This is a genomic window from Mesorhizobium sp. BR1-1-2 (assembly GCF_020165435.1).
Classification (GTDB): Bacteria; Pseudomonadota; Alphaproteobacteria; order Rhizobiales; family Rhizobiaceae; genus Mesorhizobium.
Genome location: NZ_JAIUID010000005.1, coordinates 341,625 through 365,326, shown reverse-complemented (window position 1 = coordinate 365,326; position 23,702 = coordinate 341,625). Strand labels below are relative to the sequence as shown.

Below are 23,702 nucleotides of genomic sequence, written 5' to 3'. Positions count from 1 at the left end.
TGTTAGATCGCGATCTGCACGTTCGTCCTATTCGGACGACTGGTCTCGCTTAGTTGTAGTCAACGCGCCACCGCGCAGTGAACTGCCTTCGGGCTTGCCTGATCGCGGGTCCTATATCCGAGCTCTTCACAAGTAGGCGCAATTCGGCGACAGGCGCACGGCAGAAAGTTCGAAAAATTTTCAGAACCCACCCAAACTTGGTAAGGCTGACCGTTATGTTTGAGGCCGCAGTGCTTGTTCGATAGCTCGGCTGACGGTCGACTGTGATACTCCTTCAGTGGCAGCAATTTCTGATTGGCTCTTCGCCTTGCCGGTTGCAATCAAACTAAACCAACGCCGCCCGTGATCGCGCCACTCTTGTTCTGTCGAAATCCTGATAAGGCTTGTTCTCAAGGATCTTGAACTTCGACGCGGCGGTAAACCCGCCGTGATTTGCAATACCTGGTCCATCAGGCGCGGGTCTTCCAATCCCATCTTGCTCAAGATCGGTTTGATGCCCCACCGAACCCGAGCCCCACTGCCTTCAAGATTCACGCTCAATATACCTGATGCAAGCTGGCTCGCAGTCACATCCGCCAATGGAACCTCGAGTAACCTTTTGACCAAATCCGGATGCGCGACCAGTGAGGTGACCAGCGTTTCTAGCCAGCGTTTGCCAAGTAGATCTGTTCGGACTTGGTGCAGAACGATCTCATCTAGCGTCCCGCAGGGGATTCGAATCCGATCTTGGTCTTCTTCCCGCTTAATAGACATCGATACATAGTACGAATACGATTTGCCATGCCGAAACGTTTTTGAGCGCGTAATTGCGATCTCATTTCCATCAAACAACTTTCCCAACAGTAATGCTTGAGACTGTTCGCCAAAATTAAGGCGTCCTTTTCTCGTGTTCTTCGATATAAGGTTCCGCACCTGTTCCCAGACTTCCTCTGCGATGATTGCTTCATGAACAGCGCTGACCAAATCTCCGCCAAGACGCAATTTACCAATGTAGACAGGATTCTTGAGTATTGTGTACAGAGCCCCTCGAGAGAGATCTCGATGCCTCATCTCCCTGGATGACCAAAATGGCAGTTCGCATTTCAACATGGAGACCGACTTCGTCGACAAATAGCGTTCGAAAATCCAGCGCACAAACCGTGCTTCGTCATGATTGACTACCAAGCCCTTGTTGACCACTCGATATCCGATAGGGCAAGTGCCGCCGGTCCACAGCCCTTTACGTCGAGATGCGGCAATCTTTTCGCGAATTCTTTCGCCCGCAATTTCACGCTCGAATTGCGCGAACGAAAGCAGAACGTTAACACTCAGCCTACCCATTGATGTGGATGTATCAAGATTTTGGGTCACGGACACAAATGACACCCCGTGCTGATCGAAAAGATCTGCAAGACGGGCAAAATCGACCAGAGATCGTGACAACCTGTCGACCTTGTGGACGACTACGATATCTATCTCGCCGTTCTCAACCAGCGCGACCAATCGACGAAGGGCCGGACGATCAACGCTGCCGCCAGAGTAGCCTCCGTCGTCCAATTCGTATTTTGTGGGAATCCAACCGTTGTGCTTTTGGCTTTCAATATACGCTAGACACGCATCGCGCTGTGCTTCAAGCGAGTTGTAGCGCATATCAAGCCGCTCCTCCGTCGACTTTCGCGTGTAAATAGCGCAACGCATCAGAATTCGCCCCTCCAACTTTTTTGGAAGAAGGCGGGCCCGGACCGGTGCCCTCCCGTTATCTCCTTCGCCACTCTGGTGAGACTTGGGAATGTCCGTTTCCCATACCGGAAGTCGCCGTTGGCGCATTGCTTGACGATATGAACTTTGCCGTTCCACTCTCTTATAAACACCTCTCTGTTAGAGCCGTTCCCATTGGCGAAATTGACGCCTTCTATGGACGCACGGCGATAAAAGAATGCTTCCTTTGAATCGATATCATTCCGCATACAATGAAGGTGCCATTCAATCAGGCGTTCCATCATCCTCTTACGCAAATTCGTCGGAGCCGAGAGGCCGGTTATGTCTCTATATAGGATTCTAAGTGCATCTATATTTGACATTCTCTCATCTATATCCTTTGCTCCGCATAAATTATTGCTCTCTTACCAGCTTATGTCCACCGTAATATTGCGCTATTAATCTCCCAGTTTCACAGAATAAAGCTGATTTTTGCTTGGGTCTAACCGGAGACGATCATGTTCGATCGGCCTGTTCGTGCTGTTCGACGTGATGCAAAGAAAGGAGAGCTTGCCCTGTTGCTGGCTCGGAAGGCCGGCAACGCTTTTGCTGCGACACCCCGCGTGTCTGCGCACCTGGACCATGACGATCCTCGCCCTGGGCATGAAGGTGCATCTGGCGTCTGGCTAAACTGGCATCACCAAAAGATTTCGACGGCGACCCCTGTTGGTGCGGCAAATGCTGAAGAAGGACCTGTTCTCGGGGTAACTGTTCGTGTTCCGCGACAAGAATGCCTCGCTCCTGAAAATTCTTTTTGGGGACCGGGGGCTTGTCTGGTCACCAACCGATCTGCAATCATGCCATGTCGCTATCGCCTTCAGTTGAGAGATTTGCCTGGCCGGCACTTGCCTCGTGCGACAGCACGGTCCACGAGCCTATACCGTCCGTGCATTGTGTTTGCGCAAACGGGAAATTCGTACCCCAATAGTTGGCGGCAGGCCTGGGAGTACGACAGCTGACATTCTGGCTGCCTCGGCGTGCAACGCAGTCTCAACTGCCTTAATCATTTCTGCCGCGCCGCCATCAAGCTCATTGATCTTTGCCGGATCACGCGCGTTGACGAACTTGCGAAGGTCCTCAGCGTCGCTCTCGTCGACCCCATCAATATAGTCGGCCAGCTTCTTACCGGTGAACCGCCGTTTTCTGAAGCATCAAAGGTCAGGCGAACGCGTAGACCGGGTTCATAGTCAGGTCCTAATTGGCCCTAAGTCAACACGTCGCTTCCCTTCTTGTAGTTGGCCTGCCAGCTGAAATCCGGGTAGGAGCGGCCGTAGAGCGGATAGCAGCCGCGGATGAGTGCGGCTAAGCCAAGCCTCGGCGACAGCCTCATTGCCATTGCCGCTCCAGTATTCGCACCGGCTGCATGGTTTTGCGATCTCCCACCAAACTTTGCAACCACGTCCGCCAACCTGTTCAGGGGTTCATGCCGGCGCTTGCCTTCCGTCAGGAGAGTTCGAAGCGCATCACGTTTGGCGTCGTCAGCGCGCCGAGTGTGTTGCGCGCGGTCACAGGAGGCCCTGCAGTCCAGGGCAGTTCCTTTCCGACTCGCGGGCAGCTTGTTAGATCTCGGATTTGGCTATGTTGACGCGGGGAGCGGGGCCGAGCGATTTCAGTCGAATTATGCGTGATGGCGCGGCCTTGAGGCCTGCCCACCTATCCGCCGTCAGCGATGTCGAGGCTGCGAAGGTGTTGGGTCCGGTGACTATCCGCGAGGCCGCGAGCCCACATCAGGCGAATGGATACCCATGACGGAGCACGAGAGCGGCACGACAAGCTGGTTTCGGTCGGGGCCCGCCCGCGGCCCGATTGAAGATTGCGGGTCGATGCGGTAAGCCTCGCAGCTAGATATAGGGAATTGCTCTTGTTCGTTTCTCCTTTAAGCGGTCGTGGCCAGTCAGCGCCGAAATCTCATGACAAACCCGTGATACCCTTCATTCATTTGCTAAGGGGCGCGGCGCCGCTCCTAGTGATGTGGTGCCATCTTGGCGGTTGGTGGTTCATGGAACGTGGTATCGCCTTCGCTCCATGGACGGTCTACCAGTCCACTATCGTGGACGGCTTTCGGCTGAAACAAGGTGGCGCGCATTTCGGCGTCTCGATCTTCTTCCTGGTCAGCGGCTACATCATCAGTCACGTGGCGCAGTCCGAATCGCGGCGAGAGTTTGTCGTTAAGCGCGCGTTTCGGCTGTTGCCGACACTATTCATTGCCGCCGGTGCCATGGCGATCGGCACCGGCGCTGCGTCCCGATTTGGGTTGGTGCCGATGCTTGGCGATGAAGCCCAAAACCTGCGTGACTATCTCATGAGCGCGATTATGCTCAACTTCCCGGTAGATCGCCGCCCGCTTGCGCTAGCGGTTACCTGGAGCCTTTGGGCGGAGGTCTTGTTTTACGCGCTGGTGGTGGCAGTCATTCCACTTATCAAAGGGCGCCCGGTCGGGGCAACTTGGGTGCTGACGGCTGCAGAAGTGATTCTAGTATTACCATACAAGGCGAGCGCCGATCTGTCATATTTGGGCTATTTCTCGATCTACTTGCCGCTCTTTGTGGTGGGCCGCATCTTCTATCTGGACCATACTAGGCGGATTGCGGGGCGAGAAGCGGTTACGCTACTGGCTGCGAACCTGTTGGTGTTCTCTCTCATGTATGAGTACCGCTTCCCTGGGCTTCTTCTTGATGGCCCTTACGGAGCCATATGGACTTATATTTTATCCGGGATCATGTTCTATGCGCTAATGGTTTCCGGTATCCGGCGAGTACCGAAGATCCTGGATTTTCTCGCGAATATCAGCTATGCACTTTACCTCTTGCACCTCCCTGTCGGATCGCTGGTAATGAGCGTCGGCTACGCGCTCGGCTTTGCACCGATCTGGCTATTTGCAGCAGGAGCCTCGACCAGTGTCTTGGCCGCCTTTCTCGTCACAAGGATTGTCGAGCGGCCAATGAACCGATTTGCGCGTGACCTGATCAAGAGAGGCGTCTCGCCCAAAAATCCCGAAGGCGCCCTACCGGGACATGCGTTGCATCCGACGCCTATTTCCAGCTTGGCCAGCCTTGAGGATCGCTAAGCCGATTGCTCGCTGACGGTTCCGGAAGGACTGTCAGGAATTCTGTGCGCAAGGCCGGTTTCGTCACTGGCTGACGAACCTTTCGCCGAAGACGACAGCGAACTGTGTCTTGGCCACGAACCACTCGCGCGGCGGTCGTTTCCATTCTTCAGCCGCGTGGTTGAGCACCAGATATAGCAGCTTCATGGCCGCGCCAGGCATTCCCGTGTCAGTCGTCGACGATGTTCAGCACCAGGAACCGCCGCCCGCAGGCGAACTGGTCGTGCACGAATTCCTGCGACCATCGCGCGTTCGGTCTTGCCTCGACCAGGATCGGAGTGCGTGCTCACAGCCCGGCGTCGTGCGCGGCGCTTGCGATCCGTCAGCCCTCCTTCCAGGTAGAGCCGATAAGTGCAGTTGATTCCCGATGGCTCTCCTTCCCGGCGCAGCAGATGAACTGCCGCCGATTGCCGAAGCGTCTTCGCTCATGACACCTCGCGCGGCCTTCTGTGCAGCTCCGTCTCCGGCGGACGACAGGACCGATAGCGGATCATCTTCGGACGGTGCCGACAATGGAACAGACCCGCCGTTCCAACAGGCCCATGGCGGCCTGCAGATGCGCTACGGCTTCGCGCTTGCGGCGGCCTTACCATCTTATGTCAGAAGCTCCTTCAGTGCCCGCCACTTCCAGCATCTGGTCCGCCGGTAGCTTCTTCAGCTTTGCGTTCCGTCCTTCAGGGCCTTGAGGCGCTTGGCGTTTGACACGTCCATTCCACCATACTTCGCCTTTCAAATATACAGCGTCGCCTTTTATCCGTGCTTACGGACCAGATCGACCGTTTCATACCCGCCTTGTGCTCTCGCAGCACCGCGATGATCTGCTCTTCCGTGAACCACCTCCGCTTCATCTCCCTTCTTGAAGGCCGGACTCTAGCTAACTCCGGGTGGAGCAAAAACTTACAGGCAGGTTTGAACCCCTAACGGCCTCAACTTTCCCTGTTAAGCACCCAAAATCTCCCTGTTTTTGCCCCTCAGGGAATGGACCCTAAGCCGCGAATTTCAGTAGACATTTCGCGCGCCAGAAGGTCTCAGAGAAGCCATAATCGTCGCCTCTTCCCTGTTTTCTGGAGTGTAACAGGGAAATTCACCCGAGACAGGTTCGCGATAGACTGGCACCCCAGCCAAGCGCACAGGGGTCCGTTCCGGACACATAGGTACGGTTTATACCGGAGACATGTTGTTGGAGCAGAATGAGAATCTATTCCGTCGCCGAGCGGATTGCCTTTGTCGTCACGCTCGCGGCCGTTCTCGTTCTCGCGCTGCTGCCGGTACATCGCCTCAAGCAATTCGGGATCGATATCGGTTTCCACTATGACAAGCTCAATCACGCCAGCGCATTCGCCGTGCTGGCTTTCCTGGGCAGCCTCGGCTGGCCGCGGCACAAGCCGGCGCTGATCGTCTTCCTCGCTTTTGTCGGTGCTGCCATCGAAGTTCTCCAGGGCACCACGGCGATAGGCCGCGATTTCGACGTGCTCGACTGGGTTGCCGATTGCGTCGGCATGGCATGCGGTCTGCTGGCCGCGATCTGTGCGACCTGGATCGTGCAACGGGCAAGGCGAGAAGAAGTCGAATCGCCTGCCTTGCCGCGCGAACGACACGACGACGCTTAAGATCAGGCTTCAGCACGGCACGTTGAAGGTGAAGCAACATCAATGAGCTGCGGCGCCGCGAGCACAGGCGCGAGTTGCCGGCCTGGCAGATGGCAAATATGTCGCCGTCGGGTGGGCAGACATGATTCCCGACCGGTCGTCCGAACGCCCGGACGCCGGCGGGACGACTTGGACCGCCCCTTCTCAGCCGCCTGGAAAGCTGCGCATACTGCGGCCGCCATGGCTCTGCGAATCAGACTGCCGGGGGCACGCTGAAGGTGAAGGTCTATCGCGAACTGCGTGATCGCGAGCGGGATCGTCGGGTGCCTGTGCTGAAGCTGGGGTCGCTGTATTTCGTCTGGTCGTCGGCCAGGCATCATCCGCACAAGCACGGCCATACTGGTTAGAGCATCGAAGAGACATGCGTAGCGGCTTCCCGTGCGGGATCGCGTGACTTCGACTTCGAGTCGCTCCACGATCCATCAACTATCAAGCCATTTGAAATCCGCCCATTGAGGACGCGTCAGCTTGCCTCGCGCATGGCTTCGGCTGCCTGCAGATCCACCGAAACGAGCTGGCTGACGCCCTGCTCGGCCATGGTCACCCCGAACAGCCGGTCCATGCGCGCCATGGTGATCGGATTGTGGGTGATGATGACGAAGCGCGTCTCGGTGGTCTTGGCCATCTCGTCCATCAGATTGCAGAAGCGTTCGACATTGTGATCGTCGAGCGGCGCATCGACTTCGTCGAGCACGCAGATCGGCGCCGGGTTGGTGAGGAACACGGCGAAGATCAGCGACATCGCCGTCAGCGCCTGCTCGCCGCCGGACAGCAGCGTCATGGTCTGCGGCTTCTTGCCGGGCGGACGGGCAAGGATTTCAAGGCCTGCCTCGAGCGGATCCTCGGATTCGATGAGCTGCAATTCGGCCGTGCCGCCGCCGAAGAGATGCGAGAACAGCCGCTGGAAATGGCCGTTGACCACGTCGAAGGCGGCGAGAAGCCGCTCGCGGCCTTCGCGGTTGAGGCTCTGGATCGCTTGCCGGAGCTTGCGGATCGCCTCGATGATGTCCTCGCGCTCCGAGACGATGGTCTCCAGCCGGTCCGAAAGCTCCTTCTGCTCTTCCTCGGCGCGCAGGTTGACGGCGCCGAGCCGCTCGCGCTCGATCTTCAGCCTGTCGAGCTGGCGCTCGATCTCGGCCATTTCGGGCATCGGATCGTCGGCTTCCAGTCCAGTATGGCGGATGACCAGATGCGGCGGAGTGTTCAGCGTCTCCTGGATGCGCGCCTCGACCTCCAGCCGGCGCTCGTCGGCCGCGGTCAAGCGCTCCTCGGCGCGGACACGGGTCTCGCGCGCCTCGGCCAGCGACTGGATCGCGCCGGTGGCCGCCTTGTCCAGTTCCGCCTGCCTGTTCTCCGCTTCCTGCAGACGGTCGGCTGCTGCCTTGCGCAAGGTCTCGGCCTCGGTGAGCTGTGACAGCAAGGCGCGCCGCTTGGCATCGATCTCGTCGGGCGCGTCGGCCAATCTCTCGCGTTCGGCCTCGGCCTCTGCCTTGCGTTCGCCCAGCGAGGCGATCTGCGTCGAAGCGTTCTCGGCGCGCTCCAGCCAGTTGCTGCGCTCGGTGCCGATCGCATCGAGCCGGCGCGAACGCGCCTCGGCCTCCCGCCGCAATCCTTCATGGACGGCACGCGCATCGGCGAGCGTGGCGCGGTCACGGGCGACATTGGCCGAGGACTGTTCGAGCTGTATCTGCAAGTCGCCAAGATCGGGCGCGTCCTGCAGCAGCATTTCCGCCTCGGCAAAGGCGGCCGAAGTTTCTTCATGACTGTCGACAATGCGGGCGCGGGCCTCGTCCAGGGCGGCGCGCCGGCTCGACAATTCGCCGCCGGCCTTTTCGGCTTGGGCCAGCGCGTTGCGGGCGGCGTCCAGTCCGTGCTGGGCGTCGCGTCCGGCCTGACGCGCGGCGCGCTCGGCCTCGCTGGCCTCGCGAAGCGCCTGTTCAGCCTGCGCGAGCGCCGCCTCGGCCTCGCGCAGAACAAGCGTCGCCTGCACTGCTTCGGCATCGAGCTCGGCCAGCCGGTTTTTTTGCGCCAGGCGTTGCGCGGCCGCGGTCGGCGCGTCGGCGCTGGCGGTCAGCCCGTCCCACCGCCACAGCGCGCCCTCACGGCTGACCAGCCTCTGGCCGGGCGCGAGCAGTCCCTGCAGGCGGCGGCCGTCGGCACTCTCGACAATACCGATCTGCGCCAGCCGGCGGGCAAGCTGCGGCGGGGCACGTACCACGCTGGCCAGGTTCTTGATGCCTTCGGGAAGCGCGGCGTCGCCGGCCTGGATCGCGCCCTCGCCCCAATGCACCGGCGCACTGCGATCGAGCGGCACGTCGAGATCCTCGCCAAGGGCGGCGCCCAAGGCCGTCTCATAGCCGCGCTCGACGCTGATCTGTTCCAGCACGGACGGGAAGAGATCGCCGCTGGCGGCGTTCAGGATCTTGGCCAGCGTGCGGGCCTCGGTCTCGATGCGCGCCAGTTCGGCCCTGGCGTCCTGCAATGGCGGACGGGCGGCATTTTCGGCCCCACGCGCCTCTGCGACCGCCTGTTCGGCGGCAATCGCCCCAGCCTCGCTCTCTTCGAGCCTCGCCATTGCATCCTCGACCAGAAGCCGCTTCTCTGCCGGGTCGGGCAAGCCCGCGACTTTGGAGAGGATTTCGGACAATTCACGGTCGACATCGGCGAGTTGGCGGGCGAAACGGTCCCGACGCTCGGCGGTCTCGCGCAGCGTCCGCTCGACCTGATTGCGCGAAGCGGCGGCCTCGGCCCGCTCGGCGGTTAGCGCTGCAAGCCTGGCCTCGCTCTGCGAGAGCGTCGCGGCTGCCTGTTCGAAGGCGGCTCGGGTGGTTGCTTCACGCTCGGCCGCGCCGGCATTTTCGGAATTGAGCGCTGCTTCCTCGGTGCGCAGGCGTTCGAGGATATCCGCATTGTCGCGCACCATGCGCTCCTCGCGGGCGATGTCACCGTCGAGCTGCTGGAGCCGGCGCTCGAGTTCCGCCTGGCGAGCGCGGATGCGGCCGGCTTCTTCCTCGATCTGCGATCTGGCGATCGACAGACGCTGGAAGGCCGCGGCCGCCGCAGCTTCGGCATCACGCAGATCGGGCAACCGATGCGCGCCGATGCCTTGCTCCCTGGCGGCGGCCATCTGGGCGGCGGCGCGGTCGCCGACCAGGGCGGTGGCGACGGCCAGCGCCGAACGTGCCTCGCCTTCCTGGGTCTTGGCCAGCGTCCAGCGCAGATGGAGCAGCGTCGCCTCGGCCTTGCGGATGTCGGCCGACAGGTTCTTGAAGCGGGAGGCCTGGCGTGCCTGGCGCTTCAGGCTTTCGATCTGGCTTTCCAGCTCGCCGACGACGTCGTCCAGGCGCTCGAGGTTCTGCTCGGCTGCCTTGAGCCTGAGTTCGGCCTCGTGGCGGCGCGTATGCAGGCCGGAAATGCCGGCCGCTTCTTCCAGCAGGGCGCGGCGCGCCTGGGGCTTGGCCTGGATCAGCTCGCCGATGCGGCCCTGGCCGACCATCGAGGGCGAACGCGCGCCGGTCGACTGATCGGCGAACAGAAGCTGCACGTCCTTGGCGCGCGCTTCCTTGCCGTTGATGCGGTAGAGCGAGCCCGCCTCGCGCTCGATGCGGCGCGACACCTGCAATTCGTCGGCGTCGTTGAAGGCTGCCGGCGCCGAGCGATCGCTGTTGTCGAGGAACAACGTGACCTCGGCGGTGTTGCGGGCCGGACGCGTGCCCGAGCCGGAAAAGATCACATCGTCCATGCCGGACGCGCGCATGTTCTTGTAGGAGCTTTCGCCCATCACCCAGCGCAGCGCCTCGACGAGGTTCGACTTGCCGCAGCCGTTCGGCCCGACAATGCCCGTCAGACCGCGTTCGATCACGAACTCGCCTGGTTCGACGAAGGATTTGAAACCGAGGAGGCGAAGGCGTGAAAACTTCATTCAGGCCGCCCTGAACGCGAAACCGCGCCGCGGGTTTGCGGCGGGGCGCACGGTCGCGGCACGGCAAAAGGGCCGCGCATGCCGAAGCGCTGCCGCTTCGGCATTGCCAGGACGTCAGAGCTGAGGGTCGATGATGGCCGACATTTCCTCAATCGACATCGCCCCTTTGTAGGTCTTTCCGTTGATGAAGAAGGTCGGCGTCGAGTCGACCTTGAATTCGTCGGCGCCGCGCTTCTGGACCGCCCTCACATCGTCCAGAAGTTTCTGGTCCGTCAAGCAGGCTTCGAAGGACTCCTGTGTAAAACCGGCGAGCTTGGAGATTTGCAGCAGCGCATCCTTGGTGTTGGACACACCCACCCAGTTCGCTTGCTGCCTGAACAGGACATCCACCATCGGGAAGTAGTTGTCCTTGGCGCATCGCGCCAGCATGAAACCGGCCTCGGCGCTCGGATCGAACGGGAATTCGCGCAGAATGTAGCGTGCCTTGCCGGTATCGATGTATTTCTTCTTCAATTCCGGGAAGGTGGTTTCGGCGAAATGCGCGCAATGCGGGCAGGTCATCGAGGCGTATTCGACGATCGTGACCTTGGCGTCGTCCTTGCCGAGTTGCTTGTCGGGCAATGCGCCGGGCTTAAGCAGTTCGGCCATGTCGACCGTGCCTTGAGCCTCCGGCGCCTTGACGGCGGCCGGCGTGGCCGCTGTCGCAGGCGCGGCGGGAGCGGCAGGCTTCACATCGGCCGCCTTGGCTTCCTCACCAGAGTCGCTGCATGCCGCGAGCATGGCCACCGCCGGAATGGCGGCCAGCGAAGACAGCAGGTTTCTGCGGGACAAGCTTTTGCCGAACGGAGGACGGTTCATACGAATCACCTGACAAGGGTTGGATTTTGCAACGCAAAGGCACGAAAAGGCGAGAGTTGGCGCGAATTAAGGCATCGCCGTCCCCAATCCAATCGTGAAACTTGAAGCTTATAATCACGAAATCGCGAGATTGGCGACGGTGCTATGACTTTCTTTGTCCCAGAATAGTGGCGCCGAGCCGCTCCAGCGAGGCACGCAGGCCATCGTCTTCTATCTTGCCGACGATGTGCGACAGTCTTGACTTTTCCGCTTCATTGAGGGGCCTGACTGGCGGTTTCGGCCGGGCTTTTTCACTTAGAACCGGCTTCTGCACGATCCTGATACGGCCTATGGCCGTGAAGCCGAGAAAAGCGTTGACGCGATTGATGATCTCGCCGGCCTCGTGCTGCAGATGGAGCGCCGCCATGCCTTCGCAGGCGATCACCAGTACGGCAGGCTCGAACGGATCGTCTTCGTGCAGCCGCCGCGGCCACTGGATCTTTTCAGGGCGCGAATGACCGGCCAGGCGCGAACCGGCAATCTCTTCCCACGACTGAACCAGGCTGACCGAAATGCCCGCCCGCTTGCGCAGCACCGGATCCAGGATCGCGGTCGCGAGATCGCTCACCGGAACGGGATTGCCGAAGGGCCTTTTCCCTGCCATGTGCGTTCTCCAGCCACCCACCTCCACTCTTCCCGGCCGAGGCCGACACGAGATCAATGGCACCGCACGAGCAGACCCGCAAGGCCATATCAGAGGACAGCAGCAGAGCTGCGTCCAGTGACAGCAGGAAAGCTGCGTCCGGCGATAGTAGCAAAGCTGCGTCTACCGCGTCCCGCCTGCTCGCATGGTACGACATGCATCACCGCGAGTTGCCGTGGCGCGTGACCCCGCGCGACCATGCCCGTGGCGTGCGGCCCGATCCTTACCGGATCTGGCTATCGGAAGTCATGCTGCAGCAGACCACGGTTGAAGCCGTGAAGGCCTATTTTCGCGCCTTTGTCGAGAAATGGCCTGATATCGCGGCGCTGGCGGCGGCGCCCGTCGAGGACGTGATGAAAGCCTGGGCAGGGCTCGGCTACTACTCCCGTGCCCGCAACCTGAAGGCCTGCGCCGATCTGGTGGCCGGGCGCGGCGGCCGGTTTCCGGACACGGAAGCCGGCTTGAAGGAATTGCCCGGCATCGGCGCCTATACGTCGGCAGCGATCGCGGCGATCGCTTTCGACCGGCCGGCTGCCGTCGTCGACGGCAATGTCGAGCGTGTCGTGACCCGCCTGTTCTCCATTGCCACGCCGCTGAGCGAAGCCAAGGCCGGCATCCGCGCCCGTGTCGAGCGCATGGTTCCTGCCATGAGGCCCGGCGATTTCGCGCAGGCGATGATGGATCTGGGCGCCACGATCTGCACCCCGCGCCGGCCGCGCTGCATGCTTTGCCCGCTGCGCGAGAACTGCAGCGCGGTCGTTTCAGGCGATCCCGAACAATATCCGGTGCGCCTGCCCAAGGCCGGCAAACCGCTACGGCGCGGCGCTGCTTTCGTCGCCGTGCGAAACGACGGCGCCATTCTTTTGCGCAAACGGGCCGACAAGGGGCTGCTCGGCGGCATGACCGAGGTGCCGACGACCGGCTGGACGGCACGGCTGGACGGCGCAACCACAGTGGCCGCCGCACCCTTTCCCGGCGACTGGCGGCAAGCCGGCCGGATCGCGCATGTCTTCACCCATTTTGCGCTCGAGCTCGAAGTGTTCCTCGCCCGAAGCAATGGCGAGACTCCAGCCGGGCATTTCTGGTCGCTGCCAGCGGACATTTCGGGCGAAGCGCTGCCCACTGTCATGAAAAAGGCAATCGAGGCTGCAATACCCGGCGCGACGAAAAGGCAACGCCCGCATTGAACGAGGACCGCATGACTGAAATCCGTCACATCGTTTTCGACATCGGCAAAGTGCTGATCCACTACGATCCCAACATCCCGTTCAGCCGGCTTATTCCCGATGAGACAGAACGGAAATGGTTCTTCGACAATGTCTGCACGCATGACTGGAACATCGAGCAGGACCGCGGCCGGACATGGGAAGAGGCGGAAACGCTGCTGATTGCCGACTACCCGGATCATGCGGAAAACATCCGCAATTTTCGCCGCCATTGGCACGACATGGTGCCGCATGCCTATGACGACAGCGTCGCCATCATGGTCGGCCTGATCGACAGCGGGCACGATGTCACCATGCTGACCAACTTCGCCGCCGATACGCTGGCCGAAGCACGCCAACGCTTCGACTTTCTCAATCGTCCGCGCGGTGTCACCATTTCGGGCGAGATCGGCAAGATCAAGCCGGATCGCGACATTTACGACCATCACGTCGCCGCTTTCGAGCTCGAACCGTCCGCGACGCTGTTCATCGACGACAGCCAGAAGAATGTCGACGGCGCGAGGGCGGCCGGCTGGCAAGCGGTGCTGTTCACCGATGCCAAGACGCTTAAGGCAGATCTTGAGCGGCTCGGAATCAAGGCGTGATTTGAATCGCTTCCAGCGCTTCGTTGAGACTTTGAATCAACGCCATGGCGCGGCATCGGACAAGGGTCAGCCCCCTGCCCTTTCCATGCCGAGCCGGGCGATGCGGCGCAGTTCGTCGATCGGAGTCAGGCCGCCGCTGCGTTCATAGTGCCAGAAGGTCCAGCCGTTGCAGGCATCAAGACCCTGAACTTCGGCGCCGATCTTGTGGATCGAGCCGGCACTGTCGCCGATCGCCACCGTGCCGTCGGCACGCACCTTGGCAGCCCAGCGCTTCTTGGCATCGTAGAGCGTGGCGCCGGGCGTCATCAGCCCGGTGTCGATCAGGCTGACGAAGGCGACGCGCGGCTCCGCGCGCTTGCCAGTGAGCACTGTCAGGTCCGCGCCGTCGAGCGGCCGCACCGCATCGATGCGCTCATTGGCGGCGTCGATATAGGCCTGCTCGCGCTCTATGCCGACAAAATGCCTGCCGAGGCGCTTGGCCACCGCGCCTGTCGTGCCGGAGCCGAAGAAGGGATCGAGCACGACGTCTCCCGGCTTGGTCGAGGCCATCATGATACGAGCGAGCAGCGCTTCCGGCTTCTGCGTCGGATGCAGCTTGTCGCCATTGTCGTTTTTCAGCCGCTCCGCGCCGGTGCAGATCGGGAACAGCCAGTCGGAACGCATCTGTATGTCGTCGTTCGACGCCTTCAACGCTTCGTAGTTGAAGGTATAGCCCTTGCCCTTCTGGTCGCGAGAGGCCCAGATCATCGTCTCATGCGCGTTCTGGAAGCGGCGGCCGCGAAAATTCGGCATCGGGTTGGTCTTGCGCCAGACGACGTCGTTGAGGATCCAGAAGCCGAGGTCCTGCATCTTCGCCCCCACCCGGAAGATGTTGTGATAGGAACCGATGACCCAGATGGTGCCGTTGGGCTTCAGTACCCGGCGCGCCGCCAGCAGCCAGGCGCGCGTGAAGGCATCGTAGGCCTCGAAGCTCTCGAACCGGTCCCAGTCGTCGTCGACCGCGTCGACCTTGGACTGGTCGGGCCGGTGCAGGTCGCCGTCAAGCTGCAGATTGTAGGGCGGATCGGCGAAGATGACGTCGATGGATTTCTCGGGCAGCCGGTCGAGCGCCGCGACGCAATCGCCCTTCAGGATCGTGTCCAGCCATTCGGATTGCTGGGGAGCATGGGAAAGCTCGTCGACAAGACGCACGGCTGACATTTTTACACCCAAGGCACGCGTTACTGTTTACTCCTGGTTATGGTTACCGATCAGCGTAAATATTCGGTGAAGGGCAACGATCGGGCGCGCCGGTTTGCACCGATGTGCCCATTGGTGTATGCCGCGCCGCCTGAAGCCTGTCCGCCCTCATTGCCCGGATCACCATGCCCCAGCCAGACCTTGTCATCTTCGATTGCGACGGCGTGCTCGTCGATTCCGAAATCATCGCCGCGCGCGTCGAGGCCGAGCTCCTGACCTTGTCCGGATACGAGATCTCGGCCGAGGAGATCGCCGAGACCTATGCGGGGCTGACGTTCAAGGACATCCTGATGCGGGTCGAGGAGAAGTCCAACATCCCGTTCCAAGTATCGCTGATCGATCGCGCCGAGGAGCTGGTGGACCGGAAACTGCGCAGCGACGTTCGTGCCATCGAGGGCGTGCGCGAAGCGGTCGCCTCGGTGACGGCGCAACGTTGCGTCTGCTCCAACTCACGCTCGGAGCGGATAGAATTCATGCTGGAGAAGGTGCATCTGCTGCCATTCTTCGCCGGGCGCATCTTCTCCGCAATGGAGACGCCGACCGGAAAAACCAAACCGGCTCCGGACGTGTTCCTGTTGGCCGCCGAAAAGCTCGGCGCCCATCCGGCAAACACTTTCGTCATCGAGGATTCCGTGCACGGCGTCACCGGCGCAAGGTCGGCGGGAATGCGTGTCATCGGCTTCACCGGCGCCGCCCATAGCTATCCCGGCCATGCCGATGCGCTGACGGAGGCGGGCGCCGAGACGGTAATCCGCCGCTGGGCGGAGCTGGGCGGCACGCTGGCCGCTTTATCCGAGTGGTCGGCGGACGCGTGAGCGTCCGCTTGGCTTCAAGAGCACCGCTGCCGCGGACTTAGTTGGTCGCGGCGGCTTTCTTCCTGCCCTTCTTCAGTTTGTCGGTCGCAGCCTTCGGCGCATTTTCGTCATAGCCGGCATAGGCCTGATAATCCTGCGCCGTCGGCGCCGGCACGACGATGTTGGAATCGGTGAAGACGAACTGGGTGGCGACCGAGGGATCGGTAACCTGGACCTGATATTGGTGGATCTGCGAATAAAGCACCTCAGTGCCATGCATTACTGCGGTGCGGATCGGCATGGTGATGGTTCCGGGCGTGAATTTCGGCCCCGGCACGATCTTGCCGGCGACCGCGATCTTCATCGTCAGTTGTCCGTCGGCGCGGCTGCAATCCCGCGTCACGTCGCTAATCGAGGCCTGATAAATGATCCTCGCCGAATCGTCCGGCGGAGTAGCAGCGGCAGCGTCGGCCTCAGCCTGGGCCGCGGCATCCTGCGCGGCATCGCCGGTCTTCTTGAGCTTGGGCCTGGGCTTCCGGGCTTCGTTGGCGTAGGTGTTGAAGAACGCCGTGCCGTCGCGAAGCGTCACCCTCGGGCAATAGGCGTTCAACTGGCTGGCCAGAATCTTGGGGTCCTGCGGCGGCGGTGGCGCGGTCGGGTCCTTCTTGCCGAAACCCAGGTTCAGAATACCGTTGTCGCCTGATTGGCAGCCGGCGGCGGCAAGCATAAAGCCGGTGAGCGCAAGACCCGCGAAAAAGCGACCGTTGAATGTATGAAACGCCATGAAACTGCACTTCCCTCTCCCAAAGCCGGTGACGTATATCAACCGCGCGGCAAAAATGCGACTGAGCCAGCGTAGAAATTAACCACCTTGCGGTGGGCGGAAACCCAAGGCAGTAACGGAATTGTGACGATGCAATATGTGAGTACCCGCGGCGAGGCGCCCGCGCTTGGGTTTTGCGATGCCGTGCTGACAGGCCTGGCACGCGACGGAGGGCTCTATGTGCCGCGCCAGTGGCCGCAATTCTCGATGGCCGAGATCCGCGCCATGCGCGGCCTTGCTTATCCCGACCTGGCCATCCGCGTGCTGTCGCCGTTCCTTGGCGACGAAATCCCGGCGCCCGTGTTCGAGCGCCTGGTGCGCGAGGCCTATGCCACCTTCCGCCACGAGGCCGTCTGCCCGCTGGTCCAGACCGGCCCCAACACCTTTGTCCTCGAACTCTTCCATGGACCTACGCTGGCTTTCAAGGACGTGGCGATGCAACTGCTTGCCCGGCTGATGGACCATGTGCTCGCCGAACGCAACCAGCATGCCACCATCGTCGGCGCCACATCGGGCGACACCGGCGGAGCAGCGATAGACGCCTTCGCCGGGCGCAGCCGCACCGACATCTTCATTCTTTTCCCGCATGGCCGCGTCTCGCCGGTGCAGCAACGGCAAATGACGACATCGAAGGCTGAAAACGTGCATGCGCTGGCGATCGAAGGCAATTTCGACGATTGCCAGGGCCTGCTCAAGGACATGTTCAACGACCACGGCTTCCGCGACCGGGTCTCGCTTTCGGGGGTGAATTCGATCAACTGGGCCCGCATCATGGCCCAGATCGTCTATTATTTCTCCTCGGCGCTGTCGCTCGGCGGGCCCGACCGCCCGATCTCCTTCACCGTGCCGACCGGTAATTTCGGCGATATCTTCGCCGGCTACGCCGCGAAGAAAATGGGGCTGCCGATCGAGCGGCTGGTCATCGCCACCAACGACAACGACATACTGGCACGCACTTTCGCGACCGGCGAATACCGCACCAAGGGCGTGTTCGCGACTACCTCGCCGTCCATGGACATCCAGGTGTCGTCGAATTTCGAGCGCCTTCTGTTCGAGGCATCGGGCCGCGACCCGGCGACCGTGCGGCGCTACATGGCCGGGCTCAAACAATCCGGCGCCTTCACCATAGAAGCCGCGGAAATCGCAGGGATGCGGGCCGAATTCGATGCCGGCCGCGCCGATATGAACGAGGTCGCCACCACGATCCGCTCGACGCTCGCGGCCAGCAACTACCTGCTTGATCCGCATACCGCGGCCGCCGTGCATGTCGCGGCCGGCAAGGCTTCGAATGCAGCGCCGATGGTGGTGCTGGGCACTGCGCACCCAGCAAAATTCCCGGCCGCCGTCGAGGCCGCCAGCGGCGTGTCGCCCGCACTGCCCGCATGGCTAGGTGGGTTGATGACATCGGAGGAAAAATACACGGTACTTCCATCCGACCTGAAAATGGTGGAAGATTACGTCAGCCGCCGTGCGCGAGCGGCGCGTTAAGGAGTACGAACCATATGGGTGTTGAGGTAAGCCGTCTGTCGAACGGCCTGACAGTCGCCACCGAAACCCTTCCAAGCATCGAATCGGTTGCCCTGGGTGCCTGGGTCAAGTCGGGTGCCCGCAATGAGCGTGACGAAGAGCATGGCATGGCCCATCTGCTCGAGCACATGGCGTTCAAGGGCACAAAGCGGCGAACAGCCTTCGAGATCGCCTCGGAAATCGAGGACGTCGGCGGCGAGATCAACGCCGCCACCAGCGTCGAGACCACATCCTACTATGCCAGGGTGCTTTCCGACGACGTGCCGCTGGCCGTCGACATTCTTGCCGACATCCTGCAGGAATCGGAATTCGACCCGCAGGAGCTCGAACGCGAGCAGCACGTCATCCTGCAGGAAATCGGCGCCGCGCACGACACGCCCGATGACATCGTGTTCGACCGGTTCACCGAGACGGCCTTTCGCCACCAGACCATCGGCCGTTCGATTCTGGGCACGCCGGAAACCGTCAAATCCTTCACCTCGAAGCAATTGCACGATTTCATCGAGCGCCAATACGGCGCCGAGCGCATGGTGATCGTGGCCGCCGGCGACATCAAGCACGACAATTTCGTGCGCGAAGTGGAAAAGCAGCTCGGCGGCTTCCGCACCAAGGCCGACAACACGATCCCGCAATATGCGCAATATGTCGGCGGCGATTTCCGCGAGGACCGCGACCTGATGGATGCGCAGATCGTGCTGGGCTTCGAAGGCCGCGCCTACCATGTGCGCGATTTCTACGCCTCGCAGGTGCTGTCGATGATCCTCGGCGGCGGCATGTCGTCGAGGCTGTTCCAGGAAGTCCGGGAAAAGCGTGGCCTGTGCTATTCGGTCTATGCCTTCCACTGGGGCTTTTCCGATACCGGCATATTCGGCGTCCATGCCGCGACCGGGCAGAGCGACATCGCCGAACTGGTGCCCGTAATCATCGAGGAGTTGCAGAAGGCCGGCGAGAACATCCTGCAGGAAGAGCTCGACCGGGCACGCGCGCAATACCGCGCAGGTCTGATCATGTCGGCGGAAAGCCCGGCCAGCCGCGCCTCGCAGATCGCGCGACAGCTGCTCTTGTTCGGCCGGCCGATCGCCAAGGAGGAACTGATGGAGCGGCTCTCGGCGCTGACGGTCGATCGTTTGACCGACCTGTCGTCACGGCTGTTCTCGACCAAACCGACGCTTACCGCTGTCGGGCCCGTGGGTACGCTGGCGCCATACGAAGCGATCCTCGATTCGCTTCCGGGCACGCACACCACGGCCCGCAAGCTCGCCGTCTAAGCCTGCACAAGCGCCGTGTTCGCGCTCCCTTTCTTTCGCCGCGACCTGCCGGCACTGAAGGGCGACCGCGTAACGCTGCGCGTGCCGTTCACCAATGACTACCGGGAGTGGTCGGCGGTGCGCGGCGAAAGCCGGGCCTTCCTCGAACCATGGGAGCCGCGCTGGGCGCCGGACGAGCTTGACCGGGCGGCATGGCGGCTGCGCATCAGCCGCTACCGCGAGGACTATGCGCAAGGAACGGCGATCGCCTTCTTCATCTTCGAGAAGTCGAGCGGCAGGTTGGCGGGCGGAATTACGCTCGGCAACATACGCCACGGGGTCTCGCAAAGCGGGCATGTCGGCTACTGGATCGGCGAGCGCTTCGGCGGCCGCGGCCTGATGACCGACGCGGTCAAGGTCGTGACCCGCTTCGCCTTCGATACGCTGAGGTTGCACCGGATCGAAGCGGCCTGTATTCCCGACAATATCAGGTCGATCCGTGTGCTTGAAAAAGCCGGATTCCGGCGCGAAGGACTTCTGCGATCCTACCTCAGGATCAATGGCATCTGGCAGGACCACTACCTCTACGCCCGGATCGCGGACGATCCGCCAGGCGCTGGAATGAAGGACTGATTTTTGACGAAATTCCTGCGCAACGGGCCGCTGTTCGCCTTTGTCCTCGCGACGATCCTGACGCTGTGCGCTGCGTCCTCGGCCTTTGCCGTCGAACCGATCAAGATCGCCCGCGACGATGTCGCGCTCGATCTGTCCGGCGCCGTGGAAATCTACCGCAACCAGGGCGAAAACTTCCAGGTTTCGACCGCACCCGGACCCGACGGCATCGTGCGGCGTATCGAGGTCGAGGCCAATGACGCCCGCTCAACCGGCGACTGGGCCGTGTTCGCGCTTGCCAACACCACCGACCAGCAGCTCGATCGGCTGATCGTGGCGCCGCATTTCCGATTGGTCAATTCCGGCATCTTTTGGCCGGATCTCGGCTCGACCCGCATCGCCGCCATCACGCCCAGCGAAGGCTTCGCTCTCGACCGCCAGAGCAGCCCCGACGCCGATGTCTTCCGGGTGACGCTGAACCCGGGAACGGTGATCACCTTCATCGCCGAACTCGCCTCGCCCAAGCTGCCGCAGGTCTATCTCTGGGATCCGGAATCCTACAAGGACTCGGTCAATTCCTACACGCTGTTCCGCGGCATCGTCATCGGCATCGCCGGCCTTCTCGCACTGTTCCTGACCATCTTGTTCGTCGTCAAGGGAACCTCCATGTTCCCCGCGACCGCGGCACTCGCCTGGGCCGTGCTTGCCTATATCTGCGTCGATTTCGGCTTTCTCAACAAGATCATCGAGATATCGCCCGGCAATGAGCAGATGTGGCGGGCGGGAACGGAGGTGGCGCTGGCGGCTACCTTCGTGGTGTTCCTGTTCGCCTATCTCAATCTCAACCGATGGCACGGCCATTTCAGCTATGGGGCGCTGGTCTGGATCCTCGGCCTGCTCTTGATCGCTGGCGTCGCCATCGTCGACCCGGCGGTCGCGGCGGGCATCGCCAGACTGTCCTTCGCCGCTACCGCGCTGACCGGGCTCGGCCTGATCATCTTCCTCGGCATACGCGGTTATGATCGCGCGATCATGCTTGTGCCCAGTTGGGTGATGGTGCTGTTGTGGCTATGCGGATCGTGGATGGCGATAACCGGCATGCTCGACAACGACATCGCCCAGCCGGCGCTTGGCGGCGGTCTGATCCTTATCATCCTGCTGATCGGCTTCACCGTCATGCAGCATGCCTTTGCCGGCGGCGCGCTGCACCAGGGACTGTTTTCCGACCTCGAGCGGCAGGCGCTGGCGGTGGCCGGCTCGGGCGACACGGTGTGGGACTGGGACGTGCTGCGCGACCGCGTCGTCACCAAGCCCGACGTCAGCATCCAACTCGGCCTCGCCCCCAACAGTCTGGGGGGTGCTGCCCGCAATTGGCTGCCGGTGCTGCATGCCGATGACCGCGACACGTTCCGCACCACGCTCGACGTGGTGCTCGAGCATCGGCGCGGCAAGGTGGCGCAGAACTTCCGGCTGCGCGGCGCCGACGGCCACTATCACTGGTTTGCTCTGCGCGCGCGCCCTGTGATCGGATCGGACGGCGAGGTCATCCGCTGCGTCGGCACCATGGTCGACGTCACCGAGCAGAAGAAATCCGAGGAGAGGCTGCTGCACGACGCGGTGCACGACAATCTCACCGGCCTGCCCAATCGCGAATTGTTCATGAACCGGCTCGAGGCGATCATCTCGATCGCACGGACCGAAGAGAAGGTGCGTCCGACCGTCTTCGTCATCGATATCGACCGCTTCAAGCAGGTCAATGACGGGCTCGGCATCTCGGCCGGCGATACCATCCTGCTCACCATCGCGCGCCGCCTGCACCGGCTGTTGAAGCCGAAGGACTCGCTATCACGCTTCGCCGGCGACCAGTTCGCCCTGATGCTGCTTTCCGAGCAGGACCCGGCCCGCATCGCCGCGGTGGCGGACGCCATCAAGCATGCCATCAACGCTCCGATCACCTTTGCCAAGCGCGAGATCGTGCTGACCGCCTCGATCGGGCTGATCACCTGGACCTCGGCGCAGACCTCGGCCGAGGACATGGTCAAGGACGCCGAGCTTGCCATGCACCAGGCCAAGCGCTTCGGCGGCGACCGGATCGAACCGTTCCGTCCGGCCTTCCGCGCCGTCGGCACCGACCGGCTGCAGTTCGAATCCGACCTGCGCCGCGCCATCGAACGGCGCGAATTCACGCTTGCCTACCAGCCGATCGTGCGGCTGGAAGACGGCAGCGTCGCCGGCTTCGAGGCGTTGCTGCGCTGGGACCATCCGCGCCGCGGCATGATCCCGCCTGCCGATTTCATCCCGGTTGCCGAAAGCTGCGGGCTGATCGTGCAGCTTGGGCTGTTCGCCATGCAGCAGGCCGCCGAGGATCTGGCGGCATGGCAGAAGCAGATCGGCGACGCGCCGCTGTCGGTTTCGGTCAACCTCTCCAGCCGCCAGCTCATCCGCCGCGACCTGGTCAGCGATGTTCGCTCGGTTATTGCTCGGGCCAATCTGAAGCCGCGCTGCTTCCGGCTCGAGCTCACGGAATCGCTGGTCATGGACAATCCCGAGCAGACCGCCCATGTGCTGAACAAGCTGAAGCAGCTCGGCATCGGCCTGTCGCTCGACGATTTCGGCACCGGCTATTCGTCGCTCGCCTATCTGACGCGCTTTCCCTTCGACACGATCAAGATCGACAAGAGCTTCGTCGACGACAACACGCCCAAACGCGCCGTGCTGCTCAAATCCATGGTCAGCATGGCGCATGAGCTGGGCCTGTCGGTGGTCGCCGAAGGCATTTCGGACGAGCGCGACGCGCTGGAGCTTCGCCAGATGGGCTGCGAATATGTGCAGAGCTTCATGTTCGGCGCCCCGATGCCCGGTGATCAGGTGCTGAAGACGCTGAAGGAACAGTATCCGCTGACGCAGGCGTAATTGGCTTTCACGCCGCCGGAGCTCAGGCGTGGCCGGCCGCCACACTCAAATGCGCGAGGTCGATGCCGATCGAGGCAAGAATCCGGTCGTATTTGCGCTCGATGTCGGTATCGAACAGAAGCTCCGGAGTGGCCGGACAGGTCAGCCAGCCGTTTTCGGCTATCTCGGTTTCCAGCTGGCCGGCGCCCCAGCCCGAATAACCCAGCGCCATCAGCGCGTGACGGGGTCCCCGGCCCGACGATATGGCGCGCAATATGTCGACGGTCGCGGTCAGACAGACATCGTCCGAAACGGTCAGCGAAGACTCCACCCGGTAATCGCCCGTATGCAGCACGAAGCCGCGGCTGCGGTCGACGGGCCCGCCATTGCGAACGACGAAATCACGGGTACGGGCGGGCAACCGGATCGCCTCGTGCTCGTTCATGATGCCAAGTTGCACCAAAAGGTCCGGAAACAGCATCTGCTGCGTCTGGTTGATGATCAGGCCCATCGCGCCCTCATCGCTGTGGGCGCAGATGTAGATGACCGAGCGCGTGAAACGGTCGTCCTTCATGCCGGGCATGGCAATGAGGAACTGATCGTCGAGAAAGCCGCTGCCGGCGGCCGTCTTCTTGTGGCGCAACAAGTCCATAATCAGAGCGTAACGCGTTTCCCGGGCGCCGAAAAGATGTACCGCGCCGGTTTTCGACCAAGCCCGTTCCGCCGGCCGATCATTACCTGCGGCAAAGGTCACGCAAATATGATACCGGCAAGACCATGAAATCATTGCACGGCCATGAACGG

18 protein-coding genes and 2 pseudogenes are annotated in these 23,702 nt (G+C 61.8%); 9 read left to right on the top strand and 11 right to left on the bottom strand.

All coding sequences use genetic code 11. The features are described 5' to 3' along the window. Positions 1-213 precede the first annotated feature (213 nt). The 3 genes from LB551_RS14305 to LB551_RS29930 all read right to left on the bottom strand — a co-directional run bounded on the left by LB551_RS14305 (position 214) and on the right by LB551_RS29930 (position 3,073). A complete protein-coding gene (locus tag LB551_RS14305) occupies positions 214-1,677 on the bottom strand; it encodes a recombinase family protein (RefSeq protein WP_224659575.1) in 1,464 nt (487 codons plus the stop codon). Further along, positions 1,677-2,060: a DUF2924 domain-containing protein gene (locus LB551_RS30100; RefSeq protein ID WP_224659574.1), complete on the bottom strand. Its 384-nt coding sequence runs from the start codon at positions 2,058-2,060 to the stop codon at positions 1,677-1,679. Before LB551_RS30100 ends, LB551_RS14305 begins: the two co-directional genes overlap by 1 nt. Positions 2,061-2,941: 881 nt before the next feature. Further along, positions 2,942-3,073: a hypothetical protein gene (locus LB551_RS29930; RefSeq protein WP_263495840.1), complete on the bottom strand. Its 132-nt coding sequence runs from the start codon at positions 3,071-3,073 to the stop codon at positions 2,942-2,944. A 585-nt stretch (positions 3,074-3,658) separates the two neighbouring features. Between LB551_RS29930 and LB551_RS14295 the strand changes: the two genes are divergently transcribed. Beyond that, a complete protein-coding gene (locus LB551_RS14295) occupies positions 3,659-4,804 on the top strand; it encodes an acyltransferase family protein (RefSeq protein WP_224659718.1) in 1,146 nt (381 codons plus the stop codon). Between the two features lie 63 nt (positions 4,805-4,867). Here the strand turns inward: LB551_RS14295 and LB551_RS14290 are convergent. Further along, positions 4,868-4,996 (bottom strand): annotated as a pseudogene (locus tag LB551_RS14290) (IS256 family transposase); the annotation flags it as partial. Beyond that, a pseudogene (locus tag LB551_RS14285) lies at positions 4,996-5,691 on the bottom strand (transposase); the annotation flags it as partial. The pseudogenes LB551_RS14285 and LB551_RS14290, both read right to left, overlap by 1 nt. A gap of 342 nt (positions 5,692-6,033) precedes the next feature. On the opposite strand from LB551_RS14285, the gene LB551_RS14280 reads away from it, so the two are divergent. After that, positions 6,034-6,453 (top strand): VanZ family protein, encoded by a 420-nt coding sequence (locus LB551_RS14280; RefSeq protein ID WP_224659573.1) that lies wholly within the window; start codon positions 6,034-6,036, stop codon positions 6,451-6,453. Positions 6,454-6,955: 502 nt separating this feature from the next. On the opposite strand, the gene smc is transcribed toward LB551_RS14280, so the two are convergent. The 3 genes from smc to LB551_RS14265 form a co-directional block, all read right to left on the bottom strand. Beyond that, complete coding sequence (gene smc / locus LB551_RS14275; protein ID WP_224659572.1) at positions 6,956-10,414, bottom strand: chromosome segregation protein SMC; 3,459 nt, start codon at positions 10,412-10,414, stop codon at positions 6,956-6,958. 114 nt (positions 10,415-10,528) lie between these two features. After that, positions 10,529-11,272 (bottom strand): DsbA family protein, encoded by a 744-nt coding sequence (locus tag LB551_RS14270; protein WP_140551020.1) that lies wholly within the window; start codon positions 11,270-11,272, stop codon positions 10,529-10,531. Positions 11,273-11,414: 142 nt separating this feature from the next. After that, complete coding sequence (locus tag LB551_RS14265; RefSeq protein ID WP_140555929.1) at positions 11,415-11,915, bottom strand: DUF721 domain-containing protein; 501 nt, start codon at positions 11,913-11,915, stop codon at positions 11,415-11,417. A 56-nt stretch (positions 11,916-11,971) separates the two neighbouring features. On the opposite strand from LB551_RS14265, the gene mutY reads away from it, so the two are divergent. Both mutY and LB551_RS14255 read left to right on the top strand, forming a co-directional pair. Beyond that, the gene (gene mutY, locus LB551_RS14260) at positions 11,972-13,141 is read left to right on the top strand and encodes an A/G-specific adenine glycosylase (RefSeq protein ID WP_224659571.1); all 1,170 of its coding nucleotides are present in this window, start codon (positions 11,972-11,974) and stop codon (positions 13,139-13,141) included. An 11-nt stretch (positions 13,142-13,152) separates the two neighbouring features. Continuing rightward, entirely contained in the window at positions 13,153-13,764 is a 612-nt protein-coding gene (locus tag LB551_RS14255) for an HAD family hydrolase (RefSeq protein ID WP_224659570.1), read from the top strand. Between the two features lie 66 nt (positions 13,765-13,830). On the opposite strand, the gene LB551_RS14250 is transcribed toward LB551_RS14255, so the two are convergent. Next, entirely contained in the window at positions 13,831-14,964 is a 1,134-nt protein-coding gene (locus tag LB551_RS14250) for a site-specific DNA-methyltransferase (RefSeq protein ID WP_224623269.1), read from the bottom strand. Positions 14,965-15,128: 164 nt separating this feature from the next. Between LB551_RS14250 and LB551_RS14245 the strand changes: the two genes are divergently transcribed. Further along, positions 15,129-15,818, top strand: coding sequence for an HAD family hydrolase (locus tag LB551_RS14245; RefSeq protein WP_224659569.1), 690 nt, complete (start codon positions 15,129-15,131; stop codon positions 15,816-15,818). A 37-nt stretch (positions 15,819-15,855) separates the two neighbouring features. Here LB551_RS14245 and LB551_RS14240 read toward each other — a convergent pair whose 3' ends face one another. Continuing rightward, positions 15,856-16,581: a hypothetical protein gene (locus LB551_RS14240; RefSeq protein ID WP_224659568.1), complete on the bottom strand. Its 726-nt coding sequence runs from the start codon at positions 16,579-16,581 to the stop codon at positions 15,856-15,858. Between the two features lie 129 nt (positions 16,582-16,710). On the opposite strand from LB551_RS14240, the gene thrC reads away from it, so the two are divergent. Genes thrC through LB551_RS14220 form a run of 4 tightly spaced genes read left to right on the top strand, consistent with a single transcriptional unit; the run spans position 16,711 to position 22,919 of the window. Continuing rightward, positions 16,711-18,108 (top strand): threonine synthase, encoded by a 1,398-nt coding sequence (gene thrC, locus LB551_RS14235; protein WP_224659567.1) that lies wholly within the window; start codon positions 16,711-16,713, stop codon positions 18,106-18,108. 14 nt (positions 18,109-18,122) lie between these two features. Further along, the gene (locus LB551_RS14230; RefSeq protein ID WP_140551028.1) at positions 18,123-19,415 is read left to right on the top strand and encodes a M16 family metallopeptidase; all 1,293 of its coding nucleotides are present in this window, start codon (positions 18,123-18,125) and stop codon (positions 19,413-19,415) included. Positions 19,416-19,430: 15 nt separating this feature from the next. Next, on the top strand, positions 19,431-20,027 hold the full coding sequence (locus tag LB551_RS14225) for a GNAT family N-acetyltransferase (RefSeq protein ID WP_224659566.1): 597 nt from the start codon (positions 19,431-19,433) through the stop codon (positions 20,025-20,027). 3 nt (positions 20,028-20,030) lie between these two features. Further along, positions 20,031-22,919, top strand: coding sequence for an EAL domain-containing protein (locus tag LB551_RS14220; RefSeq protein ID WP_140551029.1), 2,889 nt, complete (start codon positions 20,031-20,033; stop codon positions 22,917-22,919). 22 nt (positions 22,920-22,941) lie between these two features. On the opposite strand, the gene LB551_RS14215 is transcribed toward LB551_RS14220, so the two are convergent. Then, entirely contained in the window at positions 22,942-23,550 is a 609-nt protein-coding gene (locus LB551_RS14215) for a YqgE/AlgH family protein (RefSeq protein WP_140494949.1), read from the bottom strand. Positions 23,551-23,702 lie beyond the last annotated feature (152 nt).